The sequence below is a fragment of the Pantoea sp. EKM101V genome (assembly GCF_011800325.1).
GTDB lineage: Bacteria > Pseudomonadota > Gammaproteobacteria > Enterobacterales > Enterobacteriaceae > Pantoea > Pantoea anthophila.
Genome location: NZ_JAALFP010000001.1, coordinates 731060 through 745388, shown reverse-complemented (window position 1 = coordinate 745388; position 14329 = coordinate 731060). Strand labels below are relative to the sequence as shown.

9 protein-coding genes are annotated in these 14329 nt (G+C 51.6%); 2 read left to right on the top strand and 7 right to left on the bottom strand.

Features of this window, described 5'->3' with window-relative positions:
• Nucleotides 1-38: 38 nt before the first annotated feature.
• Together HFD92_RS03580 and HFD92_RS03575 are read left to right on the top strand one after the other, a co-directional pair.
• Nucleotides 39-1196, top strand: a complete 1158-nt coding sequence (locus HFD92_RS03580) for a transporter substrate-binding domain-containing protein (RefSeq protein WP_167428302.1) — start codon at nt 39-41, stop codon at nt 1194-1196.
• The gene (locus HFD92_RS03575) at nt 1193-1801 is read left to right on the top strand and encodes an ANTAR domain-containing response regulator (RefSeq protein ID WP_140028435.1); all 609 of its coding nucleotides are present in this window, start codon (nt 1193-1195) and stop codon (nt 1799-1801) included. Before HFD92_RS03580 ends, HFD92_RS03575 begins: the two co-directional genes overlap by 4 nt.
• 252 nt (nt 1802-2053) lie before the next feature.
• Here the strand turns inward: HFD92_RS03575 and HFD92_RS03570 are convergent, their stop codons facing one another.
• Genes HFD92_RS03570 through HFD92_RS03540 form a run of 7 tightly spaced genes read right to left on the bottom strand, consistent with a single transcriptional unit; the run spans nt 2054 to nt 14314 of the window.
• Nucleotides 2054-3637 (bottom strand): SUMF1/EgtB/PvdO family nonheme iron enzyme, encoded by a 1584-nt coding sequence (locus tag HFD92_RS03570; RefSeq protein ID WP_221412760.1) that lies wholly within the window; start codon nt 3635-3637, stop codon nt 2054-2056.
• A gap of 48 nt (nt 3638-3685) precedes the next feature.
• A complete protein-coding gene (locus HFD92_RS03565; RefSeq protein WP_167428300.1) occupies nt 3686-4900 on the bottom strand; it encodes an ABC transporter permease in 1215 nt (404 codons plus the stop codon).
• Complete coding sequence (locus HFD92_RS03560) at nt 4890-5618, bottom strand: ABC transporter ATP-binding protein (RefSeq protein WP_140925125.1); 729 nt, start codon at nt 5616-5618, stop codon at nt 4890-4892. Before HFD92_RS03560 ends, HFD92_RS03565 begins: the two co-directional genes overlap by 11 nt.
• Nucleotides 5618-7579 carry a vWA domain-containing protein gene (locus HFD92_RS03555; protein ID WP_167428299.1) on the bottom strand — a complete coding sequence of 654 codons (1962 nt, stop codon included), beginning with the start codon at nt 7577-7579 and terminating at the stop codon, nt 5618-5620. The genes HFD92_RS03560 and HFD92_RS03555 overlap by 1 nt, the downstream gene beginning before the upstream one ends.
• Nucleotides 7576-8577 (bottom strand): hypothetical protein, encoded by a 1002-nt coding sequence (locus HFD92_RS03550; protein WP_167428298.1) that lies wholly within the window; start codon nt 8575-8577, stop codon nt 7576-7578. Before HFD92_RS03550 ends, HFD92_RS03555 begins: the two co-directional genes overlap by 4 nt.
• Complete coding sequence (locus HFD92_RS03545) at nt 8571-11246, bottom strand: virulence factor SrfC family protein (RefSeq protein WP_167428297.1); 2676 nt, start codon at nt 11244-11246, stop codon at nt 8571-8573. Before HFD92_RS03545 ends, HFD92_RS03550 begins: the two co-directional genes overlap by 7 nt.
• Nucleotides 11246-14314, bottom strand: coding sequence for a virulence factor SrfB (locus tag HFD92_RS03540; RefSeq protein WP_167428296.1), 3069 nt, complete (start codon nt 14312-14314; stop codon nt 11246-11248). Before HFD92_RS03540 ends, HFD92_RS03545 begins: the two co-directional genes overlap by 1 nt.
• Nucleotides 14315-14329 lie beyond the last annotated feature (15 nt).

Here is a 14329-nt window from a genome sequence, read left to right as displayed (position 1 = left end):
AGACGCGGCCTGCGGGCCGCGCTGATTCAGGAGCTATTATGACTGCCACTCAGCCGCTGCCGAAACCCGTTATTCCGGTCGGTATTCTCTATTCAGTATCAGGGGATTATGCGGTGATCGGGCGCGAGATGCTCAACGGCATCCTGCTGGCGATTGAGGAGATCAACGCCAATCCCGCCCATCCGTTTACCCTGGCGCCCGTCATCCGCGATCCGCAGGGGTCACTGGATCTCTATTACGACTATTGCCACGACTTACTCTATCGCCACGGGGTGCGTCATGTGATTGGCTGCTATACGTCTGCGGCGCGTAAGACCATTCTGCCACTGATCGAAGGTGCCAACGCGCTGCTGTGGCATTCCGCACGCTATGAGGGGTTTGAGAGCAGCAATAGCGTGATTTACCTGGGGGCCAGTCCCAACCAGCATATCCTGCCGATGCTCAGCTGGCTGTTACAGCAGCAGGCGGCGGAGATCTATCACATTGGTTCTAACTATGTCTGGTCATGGGAGATGGATCGCCTGACCCGTGAAGCCGTCATCCCCGCGGGCGGCAGCGTATTGCAGAGTAAATTACTGCCGATGGGGGACGAAAACGTGGAGGCGTTAATCGCGGATATTATCGCCTGCCGCCCGAAAGTCCTCCTGAATACCATGGTCGGCAAAAGCGCCTACAGCTTTTATCGCGCCTGGCACCAGGCCTGCCAGCAGCAGCCGTGGCTAAACGAGGTGCTGAAGCTCAGCCTGACGCTGTGTGAACCAGAAGTGCAGTTAATTGGCGCAGAGGCGTTAGAGGGGTATCTGGTTTCTGCCAGCTGGTTTCAGTCGATTGACAGCGCCGCCAACCACCGTTTTCTGAGCAGCTATCATCAGCGCTTTGGTGAGCAGGTTTCCCCGTCAGTGGACAGCGAGAGTGCCTGGCTCGCCGGACATTTGCTGGCGAGAGCCATTGCACGCCACGGCAATGCGGATGTGGACGGTGTGCGCAATGCGGTATTGCAGGATGAGATGGATTCGCCCGCCGGACGGATCCGCCTCGACGCCGACAATAATCACTGCTGGCTGACCCCGCATCTGGCGCGATGCCACAACGGCAGGCTGGAGAGTTTCTGGCAGGCGGAAGCTGCGGTGAAACCCGATCCCTGGCTGGCCAGGGTGGATCTCGCGAGCCTCATGCCACACGGAGGTGACGAATGAGCCGAAAAAACGTACAGATGCGCGGATTAAAAGTGTGTGTGATCGGCTGTTCCGACCGTGATAACCACCATCTGGCGCAGCAGTTCAGCCGCATAGGCATTGAGGGCCTGTTCTGTACGGTGTTTCCGGACGAGAGCCAGCTGGCTGACCAGCAGTTACTGGTGTTCGACGGGGATAACTCCACCCTGTTTCACCCCACGAACCCGCTCCCGTGGCCCGCGCTGCCAAAGGTAGCGCTTACCGCCATTGAAACGCCCTCGCGCTTGCAGTGGATTGCTGAACAGAAGATCGACAGCTATATGCGTAAACCGGTGCGCTTTGATGGTGTGATGACCGCTTTTACCCTGGCGCTCAACCATGCCGCGCACATCAGCCAGCTCGACGCGCAGCTCCGGCGGCAGGAGGAGCGACTTAGGGCGCGTAAGTTTCTCTTCTCCGCACAGCTGCGGGTGATGAACGCGCTGGGGCTGGATGAGGATGATGCCTACAGCCTGCTGCGCCGCGCCTCAATGGCGCAACACATGACCATTGAAAATCTCAGCTGTGCGCTGCTGAACGACACGGAGGCCTGGCTCAGCCGGCTGAAATCACTGCTGGTAGAATAGGGGGCTTTTTTTGTGGTGCTGTACCCGCATTTGAGCTGTCGGCTGGTGTGCTGTTATCGCAAGCCCTTTAAACGCAAAGATTAAACCGTTATCCAGCATGAATATGAGTAAACAAACATCTCAGATTTACAAGCTATCGATATTGCTGATAGTGATATAGCACTGTACTTCTTCAGCCTGGCAGGTCGAATTCCAGCCCAGGCTGAATATTAGCGTTGCTATTAAACTTTATGGTCGGTTTGATGTTCTCTTTTATTTAGCCTGAGTGATGGCTTGCGGAGCGTTGATTTGTTTACAGCTTTCGAGCCAGCCAGCGGTATCAATCTTGCCATTCTCCAGATACTTCTGCTGATTCTGCCAGTGAGCGGCAAGGAAAGGCTTTAGTCCTGAAAGACGTTTATTCAACGTGAGCATTTGATCAAACACAGTGACTTCATGCTGCAACCCCTCTTTCCCATACAGGGTGGCCGCATCGACCAGACTGCTGGCATAGTATCCTGTCAGTTGCTGCAGGCTGGCAGATTGTTCACCCAGCTTGGTTTTACGAATGACGCAGTTTTTGTCACTGGCGTCTTTGTTTTTGCACAGTAGTTCGTAGTTATGGTTTAAGAAATCGAGAAAGCGGCCATCATCCTGTAATTTGGTACAGAGGAATGAACCCAGGTTCAGGCTGGCGCGAATCGACTGATTGCGTTCTTCCTGTTGTTTCTGATTACTGGCACGAAGTTGATTTTCCAGGTCTTTAAGCTTCTGCTTCAGCGCTACATCATCCACATCCGACGCAAGTGTGCCCAGCGCTTTAACCGTGTCTTTGGTTCCGTCCTCTTTTGGAGTATTAGCCTGACTTTCAGCCCCGAGGTTTTCCCAGCTTTTTTCCAGGAGCTTAACTTTATCTGTTGAGGTAATAGTGGGGGCCACCAGAACCAGACGCAGGCCAGTGCTTTTGCTCAGGGAAGGGGTAGCTTGATCATAGTAATTCACTTCTTTACGCGTTGCGCTGCGAATTTCTGTTGGGCCTGAGAGAAAATTGCCGCCACGCACAACGAAACCTCCGGCCTGGCCATGTAAACGGTTAAGCTTATTGAGATAAAATGGATTGAACATCATCTCTGACACATTGCCCAGCATGTCATACAAACCCAGTGGATTGGGCTGCAGTAATCCAATGAGTTGCACTCTGCCATTAGATGATTGAGCACCTGAGTACCACTCAAAGTTTTTCATATCATCCATCGGGTAATGCTGGTCGCGAAATTCAGCGCTGTTGACCTTTAATCCGCCACGCGCGGCAAATTCCCACTCAACTTCTGTTGGTAAACGTAAGAAACCAGCAGCACCGTCTTCTTTTGGCAACTTATCCATGGCATTGCTGCGCAGCCACTGGTTGTATTTATCGGCAGCGCTCACCGCGTCAAACCAGCTTATTCCTGTCATGGGTAAACTGAGTTTGCGCGAAGGTGTAGGGCATGTGCCCTGTGTTAAAGCCTGATACTGCAGTGTGGTAAGTTCATATTTGGCTACCAGATAGTAGCGTCCTTTCGCCTTTTTATCCGTGAAGCTACCGGCGATAAAGGCAGGATAACTGTGTTCAATGACACCCCAGTCTCCGCTGTCCTGACCCAGAGTGATCGGCAAATCATCAAGTGGGCCTGCCATGGGGATTTCGACCCGACGGAACGCCATTGAACCTTCACAGGGCATAGGCAGAACAATATCTTCGCCATCGGGTTTAGGATTCCAGGTGTTCTCTGTCCAGGGTTCCGCCAGGGCTAAAGAGGCATTGGCAAGCAGGCCGAGAGCTAACCAGTAAGGAAGTGAGACTGGTGTTAAGGTCACGAACATTCTCCGCTAATCTTTCGTTGACTAAAAAGTGGGTAAGATCAATCAAACCTCACGCAGACTTTGCGCAGGTTCAATTTTGATGGCCCGATAGGCGCCAATACTGGCAACCACCAGGGCTACGAGCACGGTGATGAGCATGGCCAGCAGACTGTGTGTTACGGTAATTTTGCACAGCATCTGATCTGTCGCCTGGCTAGCTGCCAGTGCCCGATTAAAAATCTGGCTGGCAATCAGGTAAATGCCATAGCCTCCGAAATAGGCAATCAGGCTTAACAGGCAGCCCTGCGCCATGACATAACCTGCCACTGCCGGGCCGGTAAAACCCAAAAGCCGCAGGACGGCAATATGTTTGCGTTTGCGATCGACGTTAGCGATAAAAGATCCGATAAGCGAAGCGATGCAACCCACCAGGGCGGTGGCGGCAATAATATTGAAGATCAGCCCCAGTACGCGATTGATGCTTTTCACATTTTCGATATCAGCCAGTCGACTTGAGGTTTCGATACGTTGTGCGCGCAGATCGCGCTCAAGGCTGGCAACGTGGTCGATGCTTCTGGCATATAACCTGGCTCGCGCATAACGTGGCGGATTGGAATTTAACGGCTGCCCGCTGCTTACCCCAAGTTCAGGAGTCGCGTAACCGTCTCTGAAATGCTCAAGCGTCAGCAGCAGAGAAGATTGGGTAAAAATCGCTGCCCGATTAAAATATGTGGCGGGTAATATGCCTGCCACTACCAGTCTCCTACGCCCCCACTCCTGGCGCTCATTGAGTTGTCGGCTGACGCGTATTGTCACGATATCACCCGCTCTTACCGCCAGTTTTCGTGCAGCTTCCTGCGTTAGCACCACCTCATTTTCTTGCTGAATCCTGAGACTACCTGTCAGGGGATCACCCTCGTCGGTAGGGATCACTTCAGCATTTTCAATAAAGTGGCTGCTGTCCACTTGCAGGTCTGCCAGCGTATTCAGTGAACGCGTCTGCCCAATGGCAAATCCTACATCCGGACGCAGACGCAATTGTTCTATCCACTCGGGACCATAGCTGCCGCTGCTCAACATTTTGATTTCAAGGTTACGCGGATCGTTGGCGAGCTCATTCTGTAATTGACTGACAATGCCAAACCGCAATCCAAAAAGCAGCAGCAGTGGAGCGATGACTGCAACCAGGGAGGAAGCTATACAAAATGAAATGATGCGATCGTGCCATAGATCCTGCAGTGCTAAACGCCCTAGCAGCAGGGTACGGTTAAAGAACAAAGTGAGTCCCCCTTTGGTTCTGATCCTCTGACAGATCTGCTCTACCTGAACCCGTACGGGCAACTAAACAGGGCAGATTGAAGCGCTGGACCAGAGGCCAGTCGTGACAGACAACCAGTGCCATCATGCCCTCCTGAGCCACCAAATCGATAAACAAACGGAATAGGTGCTGGGCATTGTGAGGATCGAGTGCAGCAGTAGGCTCGTCAGCCAGCACCAGTCCAGGTCGATGCAGAATAGCCCGGGCAAATGCGGTGCGTTGTCTTTCGCCAAAAGAGAGTTGTGCAGGAAGCTTGCTTAATAATGGGCCAAGTTTTAACGTATCAATAACCCTTGTTAACATCGCACTGTCCGCCTCTTTACCAAGCAACTGGCAGGGCAGGGTGATGTTATCCTGCACGCTAAGAAAAGGAAGCAGACCGCCATTTTGCAGCACGAAGCCCAAATGGCGAGCGCGAATATCGGCCAGTTCTGCTTGCTGATTTTGGCTAAGGAGGATGCCCACATCGAGCAGCGTTTCAGTTTCCAGTGTGAATCGCCCGAGGCTGGCGGGCTGCAATAACAGACCAATCGCTTCAAGGAGCGTGCTCTTACCGCAGCCACTTTCACCGGTTACTGCCATCACCTGGCCAGGCCGCAGACTGAGCTGCGGCAGGCATACGGTGTGCGACTGATCTCCCCGACCCCGCACGACACACAAATTATCGATGTGTAGCATCAGGGCATCATTTCCAGCGGTACTGGGTACACGCGATCGCGAGGGTCGCTCCCTTTGGCGAGTTCCACCCAGCGGTCTACATCCGCATTGTATTTCTGGTAATAACGCAATTTGGTTGAAAGGGTGCGAATGAATTTCTCCTGAGACAGGCCATCCCAGCTTTTCCAGGTTTCTTCATCAAGATTCAATACGTCGCTGCGGTAGGGGAGATCGGCCAGATATTCGCCTAACACACCGAGATCGTTGATTCTGGCGTTGTCCTGTTGCTTGAGTTGGTTGGGATCGGCACCCATTGTCGCGGCCACAGTACGCAAGCGCTCAAACATTTTGTTTGGTGAAATCATGCCTTCGTTTGCGGCTTGCAGGATCTGGCTTACAACATCGCTTAAATCGCTCAATTGACCTTTGGTTAGCAGAACGCGGACGTCCGTGGTGGGGATGTTCTGCTTGATAAGATCGCGGTCACTAATCCACGCTTTGAACACCAGCGGTGCCTGAGTGTCATTCTTTTTACCCAACCAGGCCAGTTGCATGGCATGACCAATCAGCGCAGTATCTTCAAGCAATTTGTCTTCAGGCCCTGACTTCCTGTTATCGTCCTTAGAGTAGAGCGCACTGCCAATAGCAGCATCGCCCATATAGGCAGATTTGACCTGATCGGTAATAGCGGCTGCCAGTGTATCTACCTGTTTCCCAAAGGCATTCAGGTCGCCCGCATCAACGGATTGATACAAATTGGATTGGGTGCTGTCAAAGTTAGAAAGATCACGATATTGACCTTCTGCTTTCACATGGTCAGCTTTACCTGAAGGGGTTTTGAGGTGCAGAGTATAAAGGGCAATGCCTTTGTTGCCTGCCTCCAGACGCAACTGCTTAGCATCAAGTCCGGTTGACGAAAGTTTGTTACTGCCATCGATGGCACCCGCATCGGTGATTAAGACGATGTAACGCGCGCCAAACGGACGCCAGTTGATGTTATCAATCGCGGAAAGCACACCCGAGTAGGCGTCCTCATCGACCAGAGAACTGGATACCGTGGCTTCTTTCAGACCGGCAACTTTTTGCAGGAAGTCTGCGCCATCTTTCACCTGATTGGGGTCGGCGAATATTTTTGAAGTAAATTCCAGTCCGGGTACAGCTTTAGTATTTGAGCGGAAGGAAACCAGACCAAATTTTACCTGTTCCTGCAGATGTTCCTGTTTAATCTTGTCATAAATTTTGTTGACCGCTTCTTTAGTGCGATCAATGTACGGACCCATCGAGATGGTGGAATCAATAACAAAAACCACTGAGGCGTTAAAGCCTTTAAGCTGATTGACATCGTCGACCGGTTTTGCGTTGGGATCCGCCTTGCTCACAGAAGCGACGTTAAGCAAGCGCGTGTAAAAGCCGCTCTCTGTCATCACCTCTTCACCACTGAGAATCGGCAGCAGGTAGAACTGCTTTTGAAGATCGACAAAGTATTCTGGTTCCTGTGCTAACACCCCCTCAGCATGACCGTCACGTTTCAGATGGGCACGTAACGGGGCCACTATCGAAACAGGATCCGGCGCATTGAGAATTTCCTCCAGACTTTTTTTATCTTTGAAGAACACCAATCGGTCACGGTTCGCCGGGTTAGTAAAGGCCAGCGTTAACTGCATTTTCCAGTCCACAGTACAGGACTGAGGTAGCCAGCCAATGGTTTTGCCGTAACTATCTGGCCCCACTTTTACCCAGCTTTGCCCGTTGATATCTGCTTTTTGATAAACATAAAAGCTGCTGAAGGCGGGTTGCAGCGGACCCTTATCATCACCCGCTTCGGTGCCCAGTTTACAGCCCGGTGTGGTTAACACGCGCTGGAACAATGTTTTCTTACCTTCCTGCAACAGGGGTTTGTCTCCCTCTGCTGCATGCAATTGACTGGTCAAAAGCAGACCACATAACGGCAGGGCGAGCCGCAGAAAATGGTTAGTCATCATTTTCTTAACTCCTCAAGACGCTGCTTCGCTTTCTGGTTTTCTGGATCAGTTTGTAGCACGGTGTCATACCAGTAAGCGGCGGTATCCGGGTCTGGAGTTTTAAAACATTCGCTTGCTTTATGATCTTTCGGGTCATATTCAGCGGCATAAGCGAGAGCGATTTTAGAATCGCCACCTTGAGCGCTGTGCGCATAAAGGCGTTGAGCTACACCACATTTTTTGGTCTCTTTTGCTGTCTGAATGATGGCCAGCAACTTGTCACTGTCGAGCTTTTGTTGCACGCAGTTTTGTACGAACTCGAGTTCACTCTGTCTGTCCAGATTGGCTGGGGAACACTCACTTGCTGCAGGTGTGGCTGCGGCGGAAACGACTGGCGTTTCCGGTTGTTTTTCTGCTGCTGGTGGCGTGGTGTGGCCTCGTCCAACGAACCACCACGCCGCAGCGGCTAGAATTAGCAGTACCAGCAAAACTGCAACGATTAACGGAATAAGCGAAGCATTACCTTTGGGACGCGGTGTCACTGGCACGCGACTCGGTTCGGGTGGCATCGACTCAGGTCCTGTCTCCACTTCAGATGCAGGCGTACGTTCAGATTCTGCTGCAGGTGTATCCAGCACGCTGCTACCACCGTAGTCGGCAGTTTGCCCTCGAGCACCTGAAGAGAACAGTTCATCACGAACCAATTGCAGTGTCGTACTCCGGGTTTCATCGGAGAGCAACTGTACCTGAATCTGTACCTGGCTGGTGCTTGCCAGCAAAGGATCAAGTATGTCAGGGCTAATACGGAAACCGCTGCCACCATTGAACGGATAACCACCCGTGATGGTAAACAGATGGGGTGCGGGGCTCCAGCTACGGTCAGGCTGCAGATAGTTCTGCTCGTTGTTGCACAACGTAAAGTTCAGTGTTGACAGTAAGGCGTCTTCGCCACGCAGGCGAATCATCAATTGTGCGAAACCCGGCTCTGAAGGTTGGCAGGGAAATATTTTTGCTAACATGGCTGGTTCTCTTCTTTCATCTTGCCAATAATCTGGCCGAGTCTCTGGTTTTGTTCAGCGGAGATGTCACTCGTAGCGCTGTGGCCCGCGTTATCCAGCGTGATTTTCATTAATGCTGACAACCAATCGCCCATATACGTGACTCCGGGCTGTGGGGCGACTGCGGGCAATTGCGGTAATTCATCGCTGGCAAGGGAGACCTGACGGGCAAAGACTTTCTTCTTTTCACCGATATAGCTTTCGGGCACTTGTGATTCCGGCATCGCAAGGTAGCCAAACCAGGCAATAAAATCTCTTATCGCTAACTGAGCACGGAGAGTCTGTCGTGCCAGTAGTTGCTGACGCAGCGCTCCTGCCTGCTCCTGACCGGCCAGCGCGCGTTTGAGCGTGCCTTCCAGATCCTGACGTGTGGCGGCGGTGATCAGTTCTTCACACAACAGATTGATTGCCTCACTTTTAATCCCTAATTGCTGCCAATATGCGTTTTGATTCGGAAGCTCCCTCAGATGAGCGACCCAGGCTTTGAAAGCCCGATGGGCAAATTCGTCATCCTGACCGATGCGTTCCGGCGTCTGTTCAGTGGCAGTGGTCTGTTCATCGTCCGACTCTTCGCCAAACGGATTACTGCCAAACAAACTCGCGGCAAATGCATTCTGCGGACGTTGTTCCACACCAGCTTGCGGGTCTGGATCCTGGTCGCGAATGCTTAGATAGATACTGCGTAATTCATTCGAGGAGAGATCTAAACGACTGATGATTTCGCCCATACTCTGCGGCGAGGCGGAAAGGCCCTGCCACAGCTCTTTAGCAATCGCCTGTTTTTTTACAAGTTGACCTTCGCCATCATGTTGGTACCAGCGACCGAGATGTTTATCGACCTTCTCAAGCCGGCACTGCTTTAACTGCTCATGCAGTCGCTGCAATTTATATTCCAGATTGGCAACGTTGCGCAGGCCTTCGGTCAGATACGAGATTCCGCCGTCGTTGAGTTTAAGCATCTCACGCCATGCTGTTTGTGGTTCAGCAATATGGTTAGAGACTCTTTTGCCCGCGCTGAATAATCTGCCCATGGTATCAAGCACTTCGCGATGACGTTCAGAAATGCCTGCTTCTATCGCGCTTTCTGAATTGGAACCATCTTCCAGCGTCAGAAAAGGGGTTTCCATTCCCGGTTTGCGCACCAGGAAACAGTTATTAAACGGCTTGCCAGGGGACCACTCTGTGAGCCAGCTATATTGTTCAAAACGTTCCAGCAAGGTCATCTGCAGCATGCCTTCCCAGGCCTCTTGTAACTGGCTTTCGCTTTTTTTAAGGTTGTCAGCAATGCGCAAATCACACATGGTGATGGCCCAGAATAAGCCGGGGTTGTTTTTCCCCCGCTCCTCAGCTTTTTTGCCCTGCGTTTTGTTAACCCAGCGCGTGAGAACAGGGCCAACATCAGATACATCACTTTGCTTAACCGAACTGGCACACACTACTAAGGCATTCATTTCCTGGTTGTCGGTATAACGCTCAAAAAGATAAGCAACCTTTCCGCGAAGCAGCAGTTGTGAAACCGGATTCTGCCCACCCTGAACGGCGTCTTTTACGTCAGTAAGCTTAAGTCGTCCGCGATAACCAGGGAAGTCGAGTAAATCGACCTGCTCCGTCACGCTAGGGTTAGCGACATCTGCCAGCGGGAAAATCAGTTCTGAGGTCAACGCCGCCAACTCTGCTTGAGTTAATACAGCTTTTCCGACCTGATGGTCCTCCTGCCAGAAACGAATTTCTACAGCACGATCCTGACTGGAACCAAGGCGGCTCAGGCTATCTACATTCATGATGCTGCCGTTACTATGGTCAGTCAGTGTGTCTAACGGGGCAAACACCATTGTGGCGTGGTTGAGTTTTGCTAACACCTGAGCCAGTGAACGATAAATTTCTGTCAGTTCACGCTGCTCGCCCCATAAGAGAGAGAAAAATTCGGCACGTTCATGTGAGCTGAGAGCAGGAGCAATAGCCAGAGCCTGCTGTAACCAGGCGTGTTCGAGCGTGCCAACCGAATTCTTAAATGAGGCGTTGACATAATCCCACAAAGCGACCACGTCCTCAGGACTTACTCCGTTATTTGCGCTCGGTTGACCTGCGTATTGCAGATAGGGGCGCAGGCGCTCTTCAATGCGCTCTTCAATTTTGTAATCCAGTTGCTCATGATCAAAGTCATTAAACCAGGTGTTAGCGAGGATCTTTGCTAGGTCAATTTCACTGAACAGACGCAACGGAATTGGATAACCTTCTGGTGCCTCTGGCGCATGTCGGGTGAAACGCGTGACTAACCCGGTCGCCTCTTTGCCGCCGCCAACCGGATTGACCTCTCGGATGAAGTTCACCACTTTACTGCCGTAGCGTGCTTCCAGTTCGCCATTGCTGCCCGCAGCTAATGCCGAGATCAGATAAGACTTACCCGCCTGCGAGATACCAAAGAAACCGACAGTCATCGGTGTGGTAGAGACCTGAGAAAGACTGTTTGCCAGATTACGCGTGCGTAACAGATCCAGCGTGAGCTTATCGGCCTCGTTATCCAGTCGGCGAGAACCGGTTCGCACGTCATTCACCCAACTCAGCGCATCCTGACAGCCCTGAGCGATAGCCGCCCATCCCTGCTGCAGGGTATTTTGATGGTTGTTCATTATTTTTTCACACTCCCGCTGTCGAGCCAGTGTCGGCTATCAATGAGTCCCGTATCGGGCATGGTATTGAGTTCCAGCTCTAAATCTTTCTTTGAAAAGGTTTTATCGGTGTTGCTGCTGATATCAGCGATAGTCAGGCGATCGCTGATCAGCCCCAATTTGTGAGCAGCCTTGTCTTTATCAATTGTTAGTCTGACGTTGAGATACGGGGATTGACCGTCTGGAGAGACAGCTTTTGAGAATTTTTCACGTCCAGATTCGCTGAACCGCAGCGTGTATAACGGTGACGCAGACCAGCGCTCGGCATCCAGCTGGCGATAGCCCAGGCGCATATCCCCTCGCATCACAATGCTGGCTGTTGTGCTTTCTCCTGCCTCATTTGTAATTACCGGCAACGTAATCTGTCCGTTTTCAGATGTGATGTGACGATAAATCACGTCGGCATCGTGAATCAGGTTATCCATATCAATGGTGCCGATATGGCGAATGGTGGAATAAGGCTTCAACGCCGAAATGCGAAAATGGAAATTAGGAATACTGTGATTAGCACAGAGCTGTGACAGCATCGCCCCCACGGAGGCAGTGCTTTTCGGATCGTGGATGTGACCATTTTTATGGAACGGATACCATGTGCCGGTCCGGTATCCATGCAACGCGAGAATGCGCCCTGGCGGTAGTGGCAAATTGCGACGAACAATGGCTTGAATGCCCGGAAGCTGTGAGGGACGTCCTGTTAGCAGTAAGAGATCGCAGTGATAACAGGAGAGGACTTCACACAGGGCAGTAAGCACTTTATCAATGTTGAACTTACCTGAGCATACATCGCTATGCACTTTTGTCAGTGCGATGTTCAGGGTAATGTCAGTGAGTCTGAAGCCATCCTTACCTCCAGACTTTTTCACTTCCCGCGACACAAATCCCTCAACTTCGGCACTGAAACTGCCTGTGGGCAATATTTCATTTACGCGCTGATTGATCAGCAAATGAGTTTGTTCATTCTGCGGATCGTATTGCTCATAGCAGGATAAAATATGCAGCGCCAGCGGAACAAACAGCTGCAGGCTGAGTTGCTGGCGTAGTACCGCTTCTGAGGCACTGATGTTTTGCGCACCGCATAAATGAGACATTAATGTCTCGACCGAACGTACACCGGCTTCACGCAGCGATAATTCAAAAGCGGGGATCACATAGGACTGGATGACATCTAGTAATATGTCATCACCGGCGATTTTAAAGCTATCGCGAAAGCGCTGCTGAGGAATGATATGTACATTTGCACCACCGCCGGACAGCCCATTTCGGTCCAGACGATAATCCGTAATCACCAGATCGGTAGTGCCACCACCAATGTCGATTGAGGCAATGGTGAGTTTTTCCCGATCATGACGATCGGGACGGCCCAGAGTTTCGAAAAATATTTCCGGGTGACCGGCAAAGTTCTGGTTTATCTCGGTATAGAGGTAGACCAGTTGAGCACAGGATGCTTCATCCCATTCTACGCGGATTTTAGGTAGTGGGATCCTGATATTCGATTTGCTGTGGTCATCCTTTTCATCCAGATAAGGATCATTTTCACCACTGCACCAGCGTAGAGACTTCCAGACTAAGCCTACGGCCTGTCGCATTCTGTCATCCAGAATGCAGCGTTCCGCCATCGGCATACCTGGCGGTACGGTCAGAATAATGTGGCGAAGCTGGCGAGGCAGACCCGCATGCCCTTCGCGAATGCGCTGTTCGGGGCTGTTAATCTGGCTAATGGCTTGAGTTAACACTTCCGCTAACATAAAGGTCATCAGGGAGCTGCGAGAGTAGCGCGGTGTAAATACCGGAATGCGATCCATCTCATCTTCGATGGTATGCAGGGCATCGCCTTTTTCATTGATTAAACTGGCAAAGGGGGCAGCAGTGGCGAGAGGGTTACTATCCTGCGCCGAGCCGCTGTTAAAGCGCCAGCCTTGGCCATAGAATTTTTCATCCCACAAGTAACGTTTTGGACTGGATAAGCCTGTAGATCCTTCGCTTCCTCGACGGCGTGAGGCTAAGCGGCTCGCTTCCCCGCCAATACGGGCGATGGTTGGCCATTGAAAAGCATCATGGCGGCCGCTGCGTACGGAATAAATATCTTTGCCAAAAGAGGCTTGTGAGAACTCAACCTTACTTTCAAAAGGGTCGGTATAAACCTGTTCAGGCGCGCTAAGATCGCGTAGTTTTAGCACATAGTTGTGCATGAGGCCCGATCCAGACTGTCCGTGATCCTCAATTAAAATACCGCAGGTACGGGAGTTGCCGACATCAAGGATCAGATCGACAGGAATCGGTTTGATAGCGTTCACTTCACGATTGGCGACCACCTTAAACTGCGGCAGTGCGATAGCAGCTTCTGTCTCCGCTTGCAGACCTTCAAGCGGCTCGGCCATGAGTGAAAGCAGATTGAGATAGTGGGCCAGCGGATACTGCTGGGCTATTTCATCCTCACGTTCATCGAGATCCCGGCCTTTGCTCGCATCATTGAACGCGTCGACTAGCCAATCTTTCACCCAGTTTTGCGTTAAGTACCAGTTGAGCGCGTAAGTCGCGGTAGCCACCGCAAAGGTTGCACCGGCATTCACATCTTCATGATTAGGACTGAGGTCAGCTGCCGATTGTTGTTTGGCCATGATGCGGGTATCAACGGCCAGTGTCATGCGATGGGTGTGACCATCCATATCTTTTTCAGACAGCTTTACAATACGAAAACGTGCCCAGTTCAGCGGTCCTTCCTGGTAAATGTTGGGCAAGCTAAAACGGAAAAGAGGCAGCGGCAACCAGGTGCCATCCAGCAATTTAAGACTTTGCGCGACGGGAATGTCATATTGGCTTTTCGCCTTTTCAATCTTGTCCGGTGTCGGCTGGTAGAAATGATAGTCACGGGGTTCGTTGTAAATCAAACGCGTCAGTACGCCGTTGGCGAGTTTAACAAATTCGCCCGCGGGCTGAGATTTGAGGGTTAAACCGAAATCCATAAACTGAATTCCCGAATCACCCACCAGTGTGACCTGGCGAGCATAAGAAATAATTTCAGGCAACATGATCTATTCGTCCCT